The 16,510-nt window shown below is 58.2% G+C and carries 13 protein-coding genes and 2 riboswitches; of the genes, 10 read left to right on the forward strand and 3 right to left on the reverse strand.

What is annotated here, in order from left to right; genetic code table 11:
• Window positions 1-3: 3 nt before the first annotated feature.
• From J2S31_RS12810 to J2S31_RS12820, 3 genes are all read right to left on the reverse strand, one after another.
• The gene (locus tag J2S31_RS12810) at window positions 4-2,394 is read right to left on the reverse strand and encodes a phage tail sheath family protein (protein WP_237099547.1); all 2,391 of its coding nucleotides are present in this window, start codon (window positions 2,392-2,394) and stop codon (window positions 4-6) included.
• 66 nt (window positions 2,395-2,460) lie between these two features.
• Entirely contained in the window at window positions 2,461-2,718 is a 258-nt protein-coding gene (locus tag J2S31_RS12815) for a hypothetical protein (RefSeq protein ID WP_237099548.1), read from the reverse strand.
• A 319-nt stretch (window positions 2,719-3,037) separates the two neighbouring features.
• The gene (locus tag J2S31_RS12820; RefSeq protein WP_237099550.1) at window positions 3,038-4,033 is read right to left on the reverse strand and encodes a sigma-54 interaction domain-containing protein; all 996 of its coding nucleotides are present in this window, start codon (window positions 4,031-4,033) and stop codon (window positions 3,038-3,040) included.
• A gap of 541 nt (window positions 4,034-4,574) precedes the next feature.
• Window positions 4,575-4,760: riboswitch (cobalamin riboswitch) on the forward strand.
• Between the two features lie 256 nt (window positions 4,761-5,016).
• Here J2S31_RS12820 and cobS point away from each other — a divergent pair.
• The 10 genes from cobS to J2S31_RS12870 all read left to right on the forward strand — a co-directional run bounded on the left by cobS (window position 5,017) and on the right by J2S31_RS12870 (window position 16,208).
• Complete coding sequence (cobS, locus tag J2S31_RS12825) at window positions 5,017-5,790, forward strand: adenosylcobinamide-GDP ribazoletransferase (RefSeq protein WP_237099551.1); 774 nt, start codon at window positions 5,017-5,019, stop codon at window positions 5,788-5,790.
• A complete protein-coding gene (gene bluB / locus J2S31_RS12830) occupies window positions 5,787-7,013 on the forward strand; it encodes a 5,6-dimethylbenzimidazole synthase (protein WP_237099556.1) in 1,227 nt (408 codons plus the stop codon). The genes cobS and bluB overlap by 4 nt, the downstream gene beginning before the upstream one ends.
• Window positions 7,010-8,206, forward strand: coding sequence for a pyridoxal phosphate-dependent aminotransferase (locus J2S31_RS12835; RefSeq protein WP_237099557.1), 1,197 nt, complete (start codon window positions 7,010-7,012; stop codon window positions 8,204-8,206). The genes bluB and J2S31_RS12835 overlap by 4 nt, the downstream gene beginning before the upstream one ends.
• Window positions 8,206-9,171 carry an adenosylcobinamide-phosphate synthase CbiB gene (gene cbiB / locus J2S31_RS12840; protein ID WP_237099558.1) on the forward strand — a complete coding sequence of 322 codons (966 nt, stop codon included), beginning with the start codon at window positions 8,206-8,208 and terminating at the stop codon, window positions 9,169-9,171. The genes J2S31_RS12835 and cbiB overlap by 1 nt, the downstream gene beginning before the upstream one ends.
• 8 nt (window positions 9,172-9,179) lie before the next feature.
• Window positions 9,180-9,383, forward strand: a riboswitch (cobalamin riboswitch).
• Between the two features lie 21 nt (window positions 9,384-9,404).
• Window positions 9,405-11,252 carry a TonB-dependent receptor plug domain-containing protein gene (locus J2S31_RS12845; protein WP_237099559.1) on the forward strand — a complete coding sequence of 616 codons (1,848 nt, stop codon included), beginning with the start codon at window positions 9,405-9,407 and terminating at the stop codon, window positions 11,250-11,252.
• A gap of 58 nt (window positions 11,253-11,310) precedes the next feature.
• The gene (locus tag J2S31_RS12850; protein WP_237099560.1) at window positions 11,311-12,720 is read left to right on the forward strand and encodes a cobyrinate a,c-diamide synthase; all 1,410 of its coding nucleotides are present in this window, start codon (window positions 11,311-11,313) and stop codon (window positions 12,718-12,720) included.
• Window positions 12,717-13,271 (forward strand): cob(I)yrinic acid a,c-diamide adenosyltransferase, encoded by a 555-nt coding sequence (gene cobO, locus J2S31_RS12855; RefSeq protein ID WP_237099561.1) that lies wholly within the window; start codon window positions 12,717-12,719, stop codon window positions 13,269-13,271. Before J2S31_RS12850 ends, cobO begins: the two co-directional genes overlap by 4 nt.
• Window positions 13,268-14,350 carry a nicotinate-nucleotide--dimethylbenzimidazole phosphoribosyltransferase gene (cobT, locus tag J2S31_RS12860; protein ID WP_237099562.1) on the forward strand — a complete coding sequence of 361 codons (1,083 nt, stop codon included), beginning with the start codon at window positions 13,268-13,270 and terminating at the stop codon, window positions 14,348-14,350. The genes cobO and cobT overlap by 4 nt, the downstream gene beginning before the upstream one ends.
• Before the next feature lie 18 nt (window positions 14,351-14,368).
• Window positions 14,369-15,181, forward strand: a complete 813-nt coding sequence (locus J2S31_RS12865) for a cobalamin-binding protein (RefSeq protein WP_237099563.1) — start codon at window positions 14,369-14,371, stop codon at window positions 15,179-15,181.
• 202 nt (window positions 15,182-15,383) lie between these two features.
• The gene (locus J2S31_RS12870; RefSeq protein WP_237099564.1) at window positions 15,384-16,208 is read left to right on the forward strand and encodes a gamma-glutamyl-gamma-aminobutyrate hydrolase family protein; all 825 of its coding nucleotides are present in this window, start codon (window positions 15,384-15,386) and stop codon (window positions 16,206-16,208) included.
• Window positions 16,209-16,510 lie beyond the last annotated feature (302 nt).

The following is a 16,510-nucleotide window of genomic DNA, read 5'->3' on the forward strand; positions in this document are numbered from 1 at the left end:
GGGTTATTGTTGAACTTTCTGCTGAATGCGAACGATGACGAATTCCGCCGGCTTCAGCGGCGCAAACCCGACAAGCACGATCACCTGACCGCGGTCGATGTCGCCCTGCGTCATGGTGTCGCCCTTTCCGCAACGGACAAAATACGCGTCCGAGGCCTTCGTTCCCTGAAACGCACCACTGCGGAACATGCCGTTCATGAAATCGCCGATGTTGCCGCGAAGCGACGACCACAGCGGTTCGTCGTTCGGTTCAAACACCGCCCACTGGATGCCGTTGTAAATGCTCTGCTCGATATAAATGGCCGTGCGGCGCACCGGAACGTAACGCCATTCGGGATTCGCCTTGGTGGACAGGGTGCGGCTTCCCCAGATGACGTTGCCGTAACCCGGCTGTCTGCGGAAACAGTTGACGCCGAGCGGATTCAACTGATCCTGCTCTCCATCTTCCACCTGGTACTGCAACCCGGCCAGGCCGATGAGCTGGGCCTCGGTGCCGGCGGGCGCTTTCCACACCCCGCGCGTGCCGTCGATCTTCGACCACATGCCGGCGGCGAACCCACCCGGGCCGGTCTTCAGCGTCTTCGGTTCGTTGGGCGCGGTGTCGGCGTTGTAAAGCGGGTTGGGCACCTCCACCCACGGGTAATAGAGAACCGAATAGGTGGACGTGGGCAGGCCCAGCGCCTGCACCTGAGCGCCCTGTTCCAACTCCACATCCTTTGGCGGATCGATGATGAGCACGCGGCTCTTCGTGTTTTCACAATGCGCGAGCGCGTGACTGATCTTCATGTTGCCCAGTTCCCTGTTCCAGTGCATGCCGGGAAGCAGGAGGATACTGACATCGCGCACCTTGCGCAGGACGCTGGTGAAGAACGATCCGTAGTCCGGCGCTTCCGGCGCTTCGGCACTGCCGCTCGTCAACTGCTCGCCGTTGTTGCCGACGCCGGACGCGGCCTTCGGAATCACCTTCCACGTTCCATCCTGCATGATCCGGCCGGAAAACGTGACCGGGCTGGTCGTGAGTTTGAGGAGCGAGGCGAAGTTGGTATTGCCCGCGGGGTTCGCCCCGTTGATGACGATCGACGACGTCCGCGACGCACTGCTTCCCGAGGTAAAAGTGAACTTGCGAGCGGTATCGTCGTATTCGCAGGTGAATTCGGCGAAAGAAGGGATCTTCGGCTGGTGCTGTTGCACGGCGGTCTGAATGGCCGCGGCGATCTTCACCCGGTTGGAAACGTCGTTGTCGGTGAAGGCGATGTCTTCTTTCTTGATGGTGATCTGTGTCTCGCCCTTGCCGTCCAGGTTCATGGTCAGCACCATCTCGGTTTGAAACTGGGTGCGGACGTTCGTTCCCGCCGCCACCGCACCGCCGGTGTGGGTGGCTTTCTGCGCCGAGTCCAGCCGCAGGAATCGGGCCAGGTCGTTCGCCGACTCGTCGCCGTCCAACACCTGAACGGAAGAGAAATCCGCGTCCATGCCGGAAGTGAGCACGAACTTGGATAGACCGCCAACATCCTTGTACTCGCAGGTGAAGTCGAGGTAGCCCGTGTAACCGCCGAGATCGCGCACCGCCTTCTGCACATGCGCGGCGACCACCTTGCCTTCTTTTTCGTTGTTGCTGTTCCAGTCGCCTTCCGCTTCCAGGTCCGCTTTCTTAATGGTGATCAGCTTCGGGCCACGGCGGTCGATGTCGATGCGCATCGACATGGTATCGGCGACGCTGGTGTTGAAGAAGTTCGCGCCCGTATCCATTTGCCCGCCAGTCAACGTGGCTTTCTCGTACTGGTTGCTGACGTGTTCCGGGTCGGCGGCGGTGAGCAGGCTCACGTTGATCAGTCCGGACACATCGTTGATGCGGGTGAGGACGTAATCGTCGTCCTGCGAGTTCAGCGTGACATTGGTGAACTCCTCGTCCGTCACGAACTTGCCGTCGGCATCGTGATGCCCCACTTCAATATCAACTCCGGCCTGATCGACGTCCGGCTTGAGGATGCGTATATACAGGTTGTTGCCCCAGGCGCCGACGGAGCTGGCTTTGATCTTCAACACGTTGCCGCCGCTGTGTTCGCCCGCCACATCCTTGAACGCGGCCACCGATGTGCCGCTTTTCGCAAGGCGGCAGATGTAGGCGTTCTTGCCGCCGTTCATATAAAAGGAACGCACCGCGAGCACCATGGCGTTTTCCTGCTCGCCCAGCGCATCGCCTACGGCTTTTTTCTCGATACCGCCGTAGATTTCCTTGAACTCGTCGAAGCTGTGAACCAGCTCCGCCTTGCCCACCGGGCCGCGATAGGCGGCACCGACGAACGCCGCGTTGGACGTGGACACGCCTTCTATAGGACGGGACCCGCTGGGAATTTCCTCAACATAAACACCGGGGTGCAGATATGTAGGCATAATAAACCGCTCCTTGCGCTGAAAACGAAATGCTGCGGACACGGAAAGCCGGCCCGCACCGGTTCTTCACTTCGCCGGTCTCGGGCCCTCGTGCCCCAGGCTGTAAACCCACCTGCCGTCCGGCATTTTTCTTTTTTCCATCACACCTTCCTGGACCAACCGATCGAGGGCCTGCCCGACCAGCTCCAGCATGTTTTCGTACCGTTGCCGCGCCAGCCAGTGCATCACGCCCTCCGGCGTGTCCGAGGCGCGCGGATGTTTCTCCAAATAACCCTGAATATCCAGGATGATCCTCGAAAGTTCGTTTGCAGAGTATGGATCCACACCAGGCTTCCAAAGTTGACAACGGAAGTCAGACAGCAAAGCCTGTGCCACAGATCGCAACCGAGGTGAGAGGTTGATTTCAATGGAGTTTGCGCGCATTCGGAATGATTCCGATGGGCTGTTTTTGCCCCACCTCAAAAGGCGCAAAATCCAGATAACCGGCGGGTTTGCAAATGGTTGTCAGCGATTCGGCACATGGCGCCGGGTGGGGCGTAAACAACCCACCCCCCATGCGCGATTTAAGAAGAACAGGAAATGATGAAACGGCCTCCTCATATAAGGAGACGTTTTTTAACGGAGTTCAAGGTAGCGGAATGAATCAGAACCGGGTGCGGTCGATACTGTGTTTTTTGAGCAGGCGGGCGAGCGAGCGGCGTTCCTTTCCGGAACGGCGGGCGGCTTCGGTGATGTTGCCGCCGGTTTCATAGATCAGTTCGCTCAGATACCGCACTTCGAATTCCTCGATCGCCTGCGCCTTCGCCTGCGAAAACGGCACCTCGGTAATGGGGCGCGGTGGCTGGGCCTGAGCATCGGGCTGGCTGCCCTTCGCACCCCGCGAGAATGGCGAAACGCGAATCTGGTCGCCGTCCGCAAGCAGGAAGGCGCGATGCAGAAAGTTTTCCAACTCGCGGATGTTGCCCGGCCAGGGGTAGGTCCGCATCCATTCCAGCGTCTCGGGATGCAGACTGCGCAACGGCAGGTTGTAACGGGTGCGGTAGCATTCGAGAAAATGACGGCTCAGCGTTTCGATGTCGTGTTCGCGCTGGCGCAAGGGGGGGAGGACCAGATCGAGGATGTCGAGCCGGAACAACAGGTCCTGCCGGAACACGCCCTGTTCCACCAGCGCATGCAGGTCACGGTTGCTCGCCGCCATCACCCGCACGTCGGCGCGGAGAAATTCCTTGCCGCCTAGAGGACGGTAATGTTGATCCTGCAGAAACCTCAGCAAGGTCACCTGCGCGCGCGGCGACAACGTGTCCACTTCATCCAGAAACAACGTGCCGCCCTCGGCCTGCGCGATGAGCCCCGGCTGTTCGCCTTTGGCGTCGGTGAACGCACCCGAAGCGTGGCCGAACAACTCGTTCTCCACCAGCGTGTCGGGAAGCGCACCGCAGTTGACGGGGATGAAGGGATAATTCTGCCGCGCGCCGAGGTAATGAATGGCACGCGCGGCTTTTTCCTTGCCGGTTCCGGTCTCTCCGAGAACAAGAAGCGGCGCGTCGAACTGCGACAGTTTCTGAATCAGGTCGCGGACATGCTGGAACTCGCGGGATTGCCCGATGAGACCGATTTCATCCAACGGATCGTAAGTCATCGAAGGGGGGGCGGGAGGGCGCGAAGGGGCCGTGCTATTTTTACCCGTCGCTGGGATCATAGCCTGTCCTCCAATATGTTCATTGCAGGGAACCAGTTCACGACCGGATCAAGGTTCGCCAGATCTGCTGAAAGAGGTAGTGAGGCTTGGTTCGGCTTTTCGATTTGAGGCAAGCTAAAGATACTCCATACACCAGCCCGCGTCAACATCCTGAAATCTGCATAAAAAGCAAAAAAACGGGCCTTATAACTCAAATTCATTGAATCTAATGTCATTGCATACGTAAGATCCGCAATTATTTTTTTTGAATAAACATAAAATTTATTAAACAATCCCGAACTTATACAAATTTTTTATCGGAATAGAATTGTTTTTCCCACCTCCATCCAGCCTCCTTCTTTTGAATGACCTTGGTTCCTCATGGACGCCGGTTCGCTTTCGTGCATTTCATTCGGGGAGACAACTTTCCCCACTGAATCGCGGCGTTTCAATCCACCACCTGCGAGGCCCCAGTGATTTTGTTTGACAAAAAACGGTGATCTGATATTTATGAGTCCACATTCGAATCAATGATTTGTTCAAAAAAGGGAAGACGGTGCGAATCCGTCGCGGGCCCGCCGCTGTAACCGGGGACGAAACCCTCCCACACCACTGTTCCTGAGAATGGGAAGGGGGAGGCAAGTAGATCGATCCGGAAGCCAGAAGACCTTGTTGAACGAACGGTTTTCAAACTCTTCGTGGACTGAGAGGTTGAGGGTAGATCGACTATCCCATCCTTTTTAGGCTGGGATTTTTTTTTGCCCGACTTCTCACTGGAAGCAAGGATTTCCGGTGGAAGCTTGTTGCATTGCATCCCATTTGTATTCCATCCGCCCCGCTTGGGGAGGCCCTCCCCCCGCGCGTCCGGCGCGCATCAGATTGCGTCACCCCGCGTTTTCATTTTTCAAAATAAATTTTTGGCGCACAACGGAGGAACGTTCGCGATGAACGCCTTTTTCTCCGCCCTGTCGTTTCTGTCCATCCTGCCCGGTCCGATGCGCCGCGCTTTCGACGCACGCATGGTGCTCTATTTCCCGGTGGTCGGACTGCTGTTGGGCGGAATGCTCGTTGCCGTGGACGTGATTGCTTCCTGGCTGTTCCCCCCATTTCTGCGCGCGGTCGTGGACGTCGCTTTCCTGGCGGGGATCACAGGCGCATTGCACCTGGACGGTTTGGCCGACAGCGCCGACGGCCTGTTCTCGCACCGGCCGCGCAAGGAAGCACTGGCCATCATGAAAGATCCGCGCATCGGGGTGATGGGTGCGGTGACGCTGGTGCTGTGTCTCGCACTCAAGATCGGCGCACTGCACGGCTTGTCCGGTCCGATGACGTGGTTGTGGCTGGTGACCGCTCCCACTCTCGCCCGCTCGGCGCAGGTGATTGCGCTGACCACGATGCCGGACGCACGCGGCGGTGCGGGCATGGGCGCGCCGCTTTACGCATCCTCCAAAACACCAGCGTTTATGGGATGCGCGCTCTTTCTCGGCTTGCCGTTTGTGTTCGATGTTCGCATCGGTGTGGCTTCGGTTTTGGTTTTCGCTGTCGTCACCACACTGGTATTGATTTATTTTTATCGCCGTATCGGCGGCATGACCGGCGACACCTTCGGCGCGCTTTCGGAACTGGTGGAAACCGCCATCCTGGTTGCCGGAGCGGCGTTCCACCACGTTTCCGTCTCCTCTGGAGGATTCATCTTAGGAAAGGCCATATCCCCATGAACCAAACCATCCTTATCACCGGCGGCTGCCGAAGCGGCAAAAGCCGACATGCGCTGGAACTCGCCGCACGGCACACCGGCCCCAAAGTGTTTCTCGCCACCGCGCAGGCTCTGGACGAAGAGATGGAGGAACGCATCGCCCGGCACAAACAGGAACGCGGTCCCGGCTGGACCACGCATGAAGAGCCGTTGAACCCTGGGTCGATTTTAAAGAGCGGCGCCTGCGCTCCCGGTTCGCTGGTGGTGCTGGACTGCATCACCTTGTGGCTGAGCAACCTGATCCTGGAATCCCGCCCGCGCGAGGACATCCTCAGGCGCGTCGATGAATTGCTGGACGCTTGTCAACGATTCGATGGCACCGTCCTCGTCATCACCAATGAAGTCGGTGCGGGCATCGTGCCGGACACCGCTTTGGGACGCGAGTTCCGCGACCTTGCGGGGGAGGCCAACCAGCGTATCGCCGCCCGCTTCGATGAAGTCAGACACACCGTGTCCGGCATCCCCACGATCCTGAAATCCAACCGCAAAGAAAGCTCCCCGTCCGGGAACGGAATGGGATTCAAGAATCCTTTTTCGGCCGAGGACAAGGCGGGGTTGTACAAGGCCATCTTCGAACGGCGCGACGTGCGGCATTTTCGAACCGACCCGGTTCCCGCACACACATTGAAACGCATTTTGCGCGCCGCGCATCATGCGGGTTCCGTGGGATTCAGCCAGCCGTGGAATTTTCTTGTTATCGACGATCCGGCGATCAGGGAGAAGGTGTTTCAGAATTTCACCCATGCCAACGGCGAGGCGGCAGACAATTATTCCGGTGCAAAGCGGGAATTGTATTCCTCACTCAAACTGGAAGGCATTCGTGAAGCGCCGGTCAATGTGCTTGTCACCTGCGACCGCAAACGGGGCGGACCCCATGTCCTTGGACGCAACACAGTGCTCGAAACGGATCTGTTCAGTACCTGCTGTGCGGTGCAGAACCTGTGGCTCGCCGCCCGCGCGGAAGGGGTGGGCGTCGGCTGGGTGAGCATTCTGTCCATGGATCAATTGAAAGCGGACTTCGCATTGCCGGCATCGGTCGAGCCCGTGGCTTACCTGTGCCTGGGGTATCCTGCCGCCGACTATGCGAAGCCCATGCTGGAAGAAGAGGGATGGGCGAAACGCATTCCTCTGGAGGAAGTGGTTTTTTTCAACCACTGGGGGCGAACGGTGGAGAAGCGGCCATGAACCATCACTTCAGCCATTCCGGTTTTTCCCGCAGGAAGGAACCGGCGGACGCAGGCACCTGTGCGCGGTCCAATCCAGTGACCTACTTCCTCCCCGAACACGGAGGTGCCCTGCCCCCATTCTGGAAAAATCATCGTCACGACGGCCCTTGGCTCGATTTCAGCACCAGCATCCATCCCTGGGGCCCTTCCGAGCGGGTGTGCGAAGCGATTGGAGGGGCCTTGGCACAAGTGCATCGTTACCCGGATGTCTCGGCCGCGGATTTCAAGCGGGCGCTGGGTGAAACGCTGAGCGTTTCCGAATCACAATTGATGGTGGGAAACGGCGCAACGGAATTGATCCACCTGCTTCCGCACCTGATACCGCATGGGCGGGACGTGCTGATCGTCGAGCCCTTTTTTTCCGAATTCAAAAAAGCGTTCCGCGTGCACGGGATTCCCGTACACACACTGGTGTGTAAAGGGGAAACGCACTTCACCCCGTCGGCGGAAGACCTGCTGACCTGCATCGACACAAACCCTTCCATCGGCGCGGTGGTGCTGGGCCATCCCAACTCGCCGGCGGGGCAATTGTGTCCCCGCGATGCTTTCGTCCGCCTTGCCCGTGTCTGCGAGGAAAAACGTATTCTGTTAATCGTGGATGAGTCGTTCATCGATTTCTGCGAACCGGAAGTATCGATTTTGCCGGAATACGTCCGCCATCCGCATTTGATCTGCATTCGTTCCATGACAAAGTTCTACGGACTGCCCGGATTGCGGTTGGGCTTTGCGGTCATGCCTCCGAATCAGGCGCGCCGCTTGTCCGAATTTCAGCCGCCCTGGTCGGTGAACGGTCTGGCGCAGGCGGCGGGAGTGGCCGCGGTGGGGGACCGGGCTTTCGCCGAAAAGGCGCGCAAGTTCATTCGCGAGCAAACACGGGACTTATTTGAAGCGCTCTCCGCCCTGCCCGGGGTGGAGGCTTTCCCTTCGCATGCGAATTTCATTTTATTCCGGCTGGTTCACGCGACAGAACCCCTGGCGCTCAAGCTGTACTACCGCCTGCTGGAAAAAGGCATTCTGATTAGAAACTGCGCCAACTTTGAAGGACTCGATGCCAGTTACTTCCGTGCCTCCGTGCGCCTGCCGCAGGAAAACCGAATGCTTGTGGCCAGGCTCAACGAGTGTCTGGAGGAGCTGCGGGAAAGTGAGCCTTGATGTGGGGGTTTTCGTCGATGCTGTTTGCGGCGTTTGTGCTCGACCTGTTGCTGGGCGATCCCAAATCATGGCCGCACCCGGTGCGCTGGATGGGAACAGCCGCAACGGCTTTGGAAACCGCCACCCGGCGCACATTCGCCACTCCGGAACGGGCGGGGGTGGCCACCGTCATCGTTCTGGTCGCGGGCACGTTTGGATTGGTTTGGCTGGCGCTGGACATCGCTGAAGGTTTTCATCCTGCTTTGCACTGGTGCCTGGAGACGGTTTTGATTTACACCACGTTGTCCATACGCGGTCTTTATGACGAAAGTCGGCCGGTGCTGGTTCATTTGAAAGATAACAACCTGCGCGCCGCGCGGGAAAGCCTGAGTTGTATTGTCGGTCGCGACGCCACCCGCCTGGATGAAAAGGAAATCATCCGGGCCACCGTGGAAACCGTCGCCGAGAACACGGTGGATGGTGTGGTCGCTCCCTTGTTCTATGCCTGCATCGGCGGGGCGCCGCTGGCCCTGGCCTACAAGTGCATCAACACGCTGGACTCGATGTTCGGTTACCGCAACGAAAAGTACCGGCAGTTCGGCTGGGCTTCGGCAAGGCTGGACGATGCGGCGAATTGGATTCCCGCCCGCATCGGGGGCCTGTTGCTGGTGCTGGCGGCATGGGTGACGGGCCAAAGCGCAGGCGGCGCCTGGATCACAATGCGGCAAGACGGACAAAACCATTTGAGTCCGAATGCAGGCATCCCGGAAGCCGCCTCCGCCGGGGCGCTGGGCGTGCGGTTGGGCGGAGGGCAGTTTTACCAGGGAGTGTGGATCGAAAAACCCGCGCTGGGCCGGGCAAACAGGGAACTGGAGCCGGAAGACATCGTCCGCACACATCGTCTGCTGTTCGCCGCATCGGGGTTCGCCCTCGTTGCGTTTGTTTCCGTCCGCATCATCTGGGATGTCATGTTTTCAATTCCATAAGGAGACGTATCAATAACAAACTCTTGGTTTCGTAATTAAATTTCATATCCCCTTCAACCAATTTCTTTGCCAGGGAAGCCCGGTGTGAATCCGGCACTGTCCCGCAACTGTAATGGGAGAAGACGCCGCAAAATGCCACTGTCCATCGGGATGGGAAGGCGCGGCGGTTTTACACCCTGAGTCAGGATATCTGGCCGAGAAATGCCTTCGTCCTTCGAGAGAAAGGTAAGAAGATGTCTATCCGTTTACTTATGTTCGTGGTTTGCAATCTGTTTTTAATTTCACTCAACGGCCCCGCTTTGTACGCCGAAACCGAAAAGGCGGAAGTCATGGAACCCATCACCGTCAATGCGGCACGCGATGTTCTGGAACTGAAGAAACGGCCGACCTCCGCCACGGTGATCACCCGCCAGGACATTGAAGAAAAAAAATACATCAACGTCGAGGACATGCTGAGAGAAGAACTGGGACTGGATGTTCTGCAGAACGGCACGCTGGGCTCCAGCACCACCATCTTCATGCGCGGTGGAGGTTCGTCTTCCACCCTCGTTTTGATCGACGGCGTTCAGGTGAACTCCAACACGCTGGGCAGTTATAACTTCGCACACATTCAGTCCGACAACGTGGAGCGCATCGAGATCCTGCGCGGTCCGCAAAGCACCCTGTGGGGCGGCGATGCGGTGGGCGGCGTCATCAACATTGTCACCCGCAAAGGAACCGGCGCTCCCTCCCACCGGTTCTCGTTTGAAGGCGGGAGCTACGCCACGTTCAAAGAAACATTCAGCACTCAGGGCGCATTCGATGAATTCGATTACGCCTTCACCGCCTCCCGCACCGACGCCGAAGGATTTTCCTCCGCCAACGAGCGAAACGGCAACACGGAGAAGGACGGTTACAACAACAATTCGTTTTCCCTCAGGACGGGGCTCGACTTCGCCGAAAAACGCGGCCGCGCCGATTTTATCGGGCAGTACATCGACGCGCGCATCGATTTCGACAGCTTCGTGTTTGGCGTCGGCCAGGTGGATGGTCCGCCATACACGTCCCAGGATTCATACTACCTTGCCGCTCCCGTGTCCTACAAGGTCCTGCCTTTCTGGCAAATCCGCCTCAATCCCAATTTTGCATACGATCAGGTGAAGTCCCGCAACCAGCCTTCGGGCGATTCCACCATCATCAGCCGCACGAGCACGCTGGATCTGCAAAACAACTTCACCCTGGGCGATTATTACAACGTTCTGGTCGGCGGCGAGTACCAGGTGCGCGCGGGGGAGAACATTGCCAACGGCATGGACCGCAAGCTGGACAACAAAAGCGCCTACATGCAGGGCATCTTCGATTACGAGGACACCGTCGTCATCACCGCCGGCTTTCGTCACGATGTCAACGATTCCTTCGACGATGTCACCACGTACAAATTTGAAGCCGCGTACCGCTTCAAACAGACCGGCACCCGTATTCGCGGCGCTTACGGCACCGGGTTTCGCGCGCCGACGATCAACGACCTGTTCTTTCCCGGATTTTCCAACCCCAATCTGCAGCCGGAAGAAAATACCAGTTGGGAGGTCGGAATCGACCAGACGTTTCTTGATGGCAATATCACGTTCAGTTCCGTTTTCTTCGACGCGCGGTTTGAAAACCTGATCCAGTTCAGCCTCGCCACCTTTCGGCCGGAGAACGTGGCCAGAGCCACATCGCGCGGATTGGAAAACACCCTGACCGTCCGCCTGCCCTGGGACTTTGAGGTGTCTGCCAATTACACCTGGAACCAGGCGTTCGATACCGCCACGCGCACGCAACTGCGCCGCCGTGCCGAACACAAGTTCCACGTCAACATCCACCACTGGTGGCGCAACCGCCTGCACTCGCTCATCGGCGTCACGCACAAAAGCAAAACCCTGGACGGCGCAACGGGGACCGATCCCTACATCGTCGTGCGCGCGGCGATGGACTATACCGTTAACGAACGCTGGAAACTGACGGTGCGCGGAGAAAACCTGTTTGACGAAAATTACGAGGAGATCCCCGGATTCGGGACGGCAGGTATTTCCGGCTACGCGGGATTCGTGTACAACTTTTAATTCGTTTCCTTTATTGTCACCTTATCCGAAAAAGCACGAACCCATGGAAAAGGACAACATGCCAAACTCAGACCAGAACGCCCGTGGCGTCCTCATCGCGGGCACGCACACCTCGGTGGGCAAGTCGTCCATCTCCATGGGGCTCATGCGTTGTTTCCGCAACCGCGGATGCAACGTGAAGCCCTTCAAGGTGGGGCCGGATTACATCGATCCGGGTCACCACACCCGTGCATCGGGAAACCCCAGTTACAATCTCGACTCCTGGATGGGCGGGGCCGAATACGTCCGCAACCTGTTTGACCGGATCGTGGAACCCGGCGACCGCTTTGTGATCGAGGGAGTGATGGGGTTGCATGACGGCGCGCACGCCACGAAGGCGGCTGGATCGACAGCGGAAGTCGCGCATTTGCTGGATGTGCCCGCACTGCTGGTCATCGACGGCTCCATGCTGGCGCGCTCCGCCGCCGCGCTGGTGAAGGGGTACATGGAGTTCGACGAGCGGGTGAACGTGTTTGGCGTGATCGCCAACCGGGTGAACTCTCCCGGCCACGCAAAGATTTTAAAAGACGCCATCGAACACGCCACCCCGGCGCGGTTCATCGGTCACCTTCCCGTAAAGGAAACCTTGAAGATGCCGAGCCGCCACCTGGGCCTGCACCTGGCCGGTGAACAGAAGGAGGATATTTACGAACAATGGGCGGCTTATCTGGAAGAGCATCTGGATATTGCCGCGTTGCTGGACGCGCTTCCGGAGCGGCCTTGCAAGCCGAGGCCCGCCGCAATCTCTCATAGTAAACTGAACCCGGATGCGGCCGAACCCTACTCCGTAGCCGTCGCCAAGGATGCGGCTTTTCATTTTATCTACCAGGACACGCTTGACCTGATTGAAAACTCCGGCGGGATCGTCCAATACTTTTCACCGTTGGAATGCCCCACGCTTCCTGACGGTGTGGATTGGGTTTACCTGCCGGGAGGCTATCCCGAACTGCATGCGGAGCGGTTGAGCCAAAACACCGGACTGTTGCAATCCCTCAACAAGTTTGCCGCCGCCGGAGGTCCCGTCGCGGGAGAGTGCGGCGGGTTGATGTTGTTGGGCAAAACGCTCATCGACGGCGAGGGCACCCCGCATCCCATGTCCGGGGTGTTCGATTTTTCCACCACGTTCAACGTCAGGAAACTGACCCTCGGCTACCGCGCCCTGGAATTTAAAACCGGGGCGCCGCCGGACGCGACCTTGATTCTCAGGGGTCATGAGTTTCATTTTTCTTCGTTTGAGGAAAACAACGAATCGCCGTTGATGGTCCATCACAACGCCGACACCGGGCAACGGGTCCACGACGGTTACCGGAACAAAAATGCGTTTGCTTTGTATTCTCATATTCACTGGGCTGGGTCCCCGGGCTGGTGGGAGTATTTTTTAAACCATTGCATCCTTCCTTTCAAAAACAAGAGGAGAACCATCCCATGAAAAAACGCGCCGCCTCCGACCCTCGAAAACGCAAGGGATTGATCATCGTCCACACCGGGGAGGGCAAAGGCAAATCCACGGCGGCCTTCGGATTGGCCCTGCGCGCCGCCGGAAACAAAATGAACGTGTTCATCCTCCAGTTCATGAAGGGGCAATGGAAGGCGGGCGAACGGAAGATGTTCAGCCAATTGGAACCCCTGATCGAATACACGGCGATGGGCGACGGCTTCACCTGGGATACGAACAATCCCGAGCAGGACCGGCAAACCGCGCGCAACGCGTGGGAGACCGTCAAACCCAAAATCCTGAGCGGCGATTACTCCGTTGTCATCCTCGACGAGATCAATTACGTGCTGAGCTACCGGTTTCTGGATGAAGACCTGGTGCTGGACACCCTTCGCAACAAGCCGGAGTCGGTGCACGTTATCTGCACGGGACGCAACGCCCCGCAGGCGCTGATCGAGTTGGCAGACCTGGTAACGGAAATGAAGTGCGTCAAGCATCCTTTCAAGGAGCAAAGGATTCCGGCGCAGAAAGGCATCGAGTTTTGACGACACAACCCGTAAATATTCTGACCGAAACACTGAACGCCGTCACGCCGGTATCGCACGAATGCATTCAAAAGGCGCAGACGCATCTGGACTCGTTGACCAAACCGCAGGGCAGCCTGGGGAAGCTGGAAGAAATTGCCGCCCGCCTGGCGGCGATGCATCCAGAGAATCAACCCCGCATTCAAAAACGCGGTGTGTTTCTGTTTGCCGCCGACCACGGCGTGGTGGCGGAAGGCGTCAGCGCATACCCGCAGGAAGTGACTGCACAGATGGTCCACAACTTTCTGAACGGCGGCGCGGCCATCAATGTACTGGCGCGGCACGGCGGCGCGGAGGTGACGGTGATCGACATGGGCGTGAACCACGACTTTGCGCCCGGCCTCCATCTGGTTTCCAGAAAGATCGGAAAGGGCACCGGCAACATTCGCCGCGGCCCGGCCATGACACGCGGCCAGGCCGAGCGCGCTTTGATGGTCGGCGTCGAGTTGGCGGTGCAGGCAAAGCGGGATGGGTTCGATCTCCTCGGCACCGGCGACATGGGCATCGGCAACACCACCCCCAGCGCGGCGATCCTTTCGGCACTGAGCGGGCGGCCCCCCGCCGCAACCACCGGCCATGGCACCGGCATCGACGACAATGCACTAAAGCATAAAATCACGGTCATCGAAGACGCGCTTCGCAGTAACCGGCCCGATCCCGCCGATGCGGTGGACGTGCTGGCCGGGGTGGGCGGATTCGAGATCGCGGGCATTGCCGGGTTCTGCATCGGCGCCGCCGCAAACCACCTTCCTGTGATTCTGGATGGGGTGATTTCCATTGCCGGTGCGGTCATCGCGCATCGGCTCAACCCCGCCGTTGGCGATTACCTGTTCGCGTCCCACAGCTCCACGGAACCGGGGTGCCGCGCGGGATTCGAGTTGCTGGGACTGGAACCCCTGCTCGACTTCAGAATGCGCCTGGGGGAAGGCACGGGGGCGGTGCTGGCGATGAACGCCATCGAAGCGGCGGTGAAGGTGTATAACGAGATGGCCACATTCGAGCAGGCCGGAGTGTCCTCAAAAGAAAAACAAAACCTTTAAAACACATGAGACCGAATCATGAACGTTGATTTGCACAGAACGCCTCGGCGCATCATTTGCCTGACCGAAGAGACCACCGAAACCCTGTACTGCATCGGGGAGCAGGACCGCATCGTCGGCATCTCCGGTTACACCGTGCGCCCATCGCAGGCGCGCAAAGAAAAACCGAAGGTGTCGGCTTTCCTCAACGCCAGAATCGACAAAATCCTCGACCTGAAGCCGGACCTGGTGCTGGGTTTTTCCAATCTGCAGGCGGACATCGTCACCCAACTGGTGCGTGCGGGGATTCCGGTGCACGTGTTCAATCAGCGCACCGTCGCCGGTATTTTCGACATGGTTCGCATGCTGGGGGCGATGATCGGCGAGGCCGCTAAAGCCGAAACGTTGATGGTCGAACTGAAAAACGGGCTGGACGCGATCGAACAATCCGCCGCCCAACTTCCCCGCCGCCCGCGCGTGTATTTCGAAGAATGGAACGATCCGTTGATTTCCGGCATCGGCTGGGTGTCGGAACTGATTTCCATCGCCGGGGGTGAAGACTGTTTCCCGGAACTTGCCGCCTGTTCCTTCGCTTCCCAACGCACCATCCACGATCCCGAAGAAGTCATTCGCCGCGCGCCGGATATCATCATCGGCTCCTGGTGCGGCAAACGGTTCCGTCCGGAGAAATTGAAGGAACGGCCGGGATGGGATGCCATCCCCGCGGTGCAGAGGGAACACGTTTACGAAATCAAATCCGCCAACATTCTGCAACCCGGTCCGGCGGCGCTGACGGACGGCGTGGCGCAGATTCATCGACTGATCCAAAACTGGGCGGACAAAACCGCATAATCCCCTTTCGTTTCCACATTCGCTCGGTTTTTCGTCCCGACCGCCCTCCTTCCCCAACTTCCCCCATATTATGAGGAAGCGATTTCTTTCAACGCGACCGGTTGCCACCCTCCACTGTTCTGCCATAAAATGGGAATCTACCAGCATGTCGCGGCATTGGAACGTTGTCTTTAAAGAACCATTTCCTCAGGAGGTGGATCCCATGCAACGCAAACCCGTGATTGGAGTGACAGGACCGACGCAGGGCGGCACGGCGGCCTGGGTGTTCACGAAACTGGCTTTATGGCGTGCCGGCGCCAAAGCTCAGCGCATCCACACGCAGAAACCCGTCACCACCGACCGGCTGGACGGACTGATCATCGGCGGCGGCGCGGATGTGGCGCCGGACAAAACCGATCCCCTTCCCATCGAAGACATGCCGCAACCGGGCGAGTTGAAAAAGGAACGCGGTCTGCGCTGGCGCGACTTCATTCTCGCGCCGCTCATTTTTCTGTTCCGCTGGTTCACCGCCGCCGCCGTCGCCAGCCCCGATCCCGACCGCGACCGGATGGAGAAGGACCTCATCCACGCCGCACTGGACCGCGACCTGCCGCTTCTCGGCATTTGCCGCGGCACTCAAATCCTGAACACGACACTGGGAGGAACTCTGCACAGCGACATCCGCAATTTTTATGTGGACAAACCCCATGTGTGGACCCTGCTTCCGAAAAAAGAAATCGACATCGTCGAAGACAGCCACCTTGCCGCTGTACTGCAAACGACCACGGCAAAAGTGAATTCCCTGCACCACCAGGCGATCGACCGGCTTGGCCGGGGAATCAGGATCGTTGCGAGGGAGAGCCACAACGGCATCGTGCAGGCCATCGAGGTTGAGGACCAGCCGTTTTGCATCGGTGTGCAATGGCACCCGGAATACCTGCCTCAACTGCATCGCCAGCAAAAGCTGTTTTCGGCTTTGGTGAAGGAGGCTTCCAGAATTCGGGAACGCACGCACGCCTCCCGCAACCCCACCGGAAAAGCGCCCTGATGAAATCAACGCTGTAATGATGATGGTCGCTAATTGAAATTGATTATTGAATCACCCCGCAACCACCGTCCCATCTACTTTTTTTGTTCACTGCCTCTTGCCTTCCCGGCAGTATTTCGCCACCCCTTAACTCACACTATCAGTCCACTTATACACATGCCCATTCAGACTTATTATTTTTTAAGCACATTTCGGCAATTGTGACTTAATTTGCAAATCGTTTTTTAAATCTTCGCCGCCGCCTTCTGCATCTCCAGTAGAAAGAGGCCAAAACTTGCAGGCATCTTTGGAAGCACATGAAT

Source organism: Nitrospina gracilis Nb-211, assembly GCF_021845525.1.
Classification (GTDB): Bacteria; Nitrospinota; Nitrospinia; order Nitrospinales; family Nitrospinaceae; genus Nitrospina; species Nitrospina gracilis_A.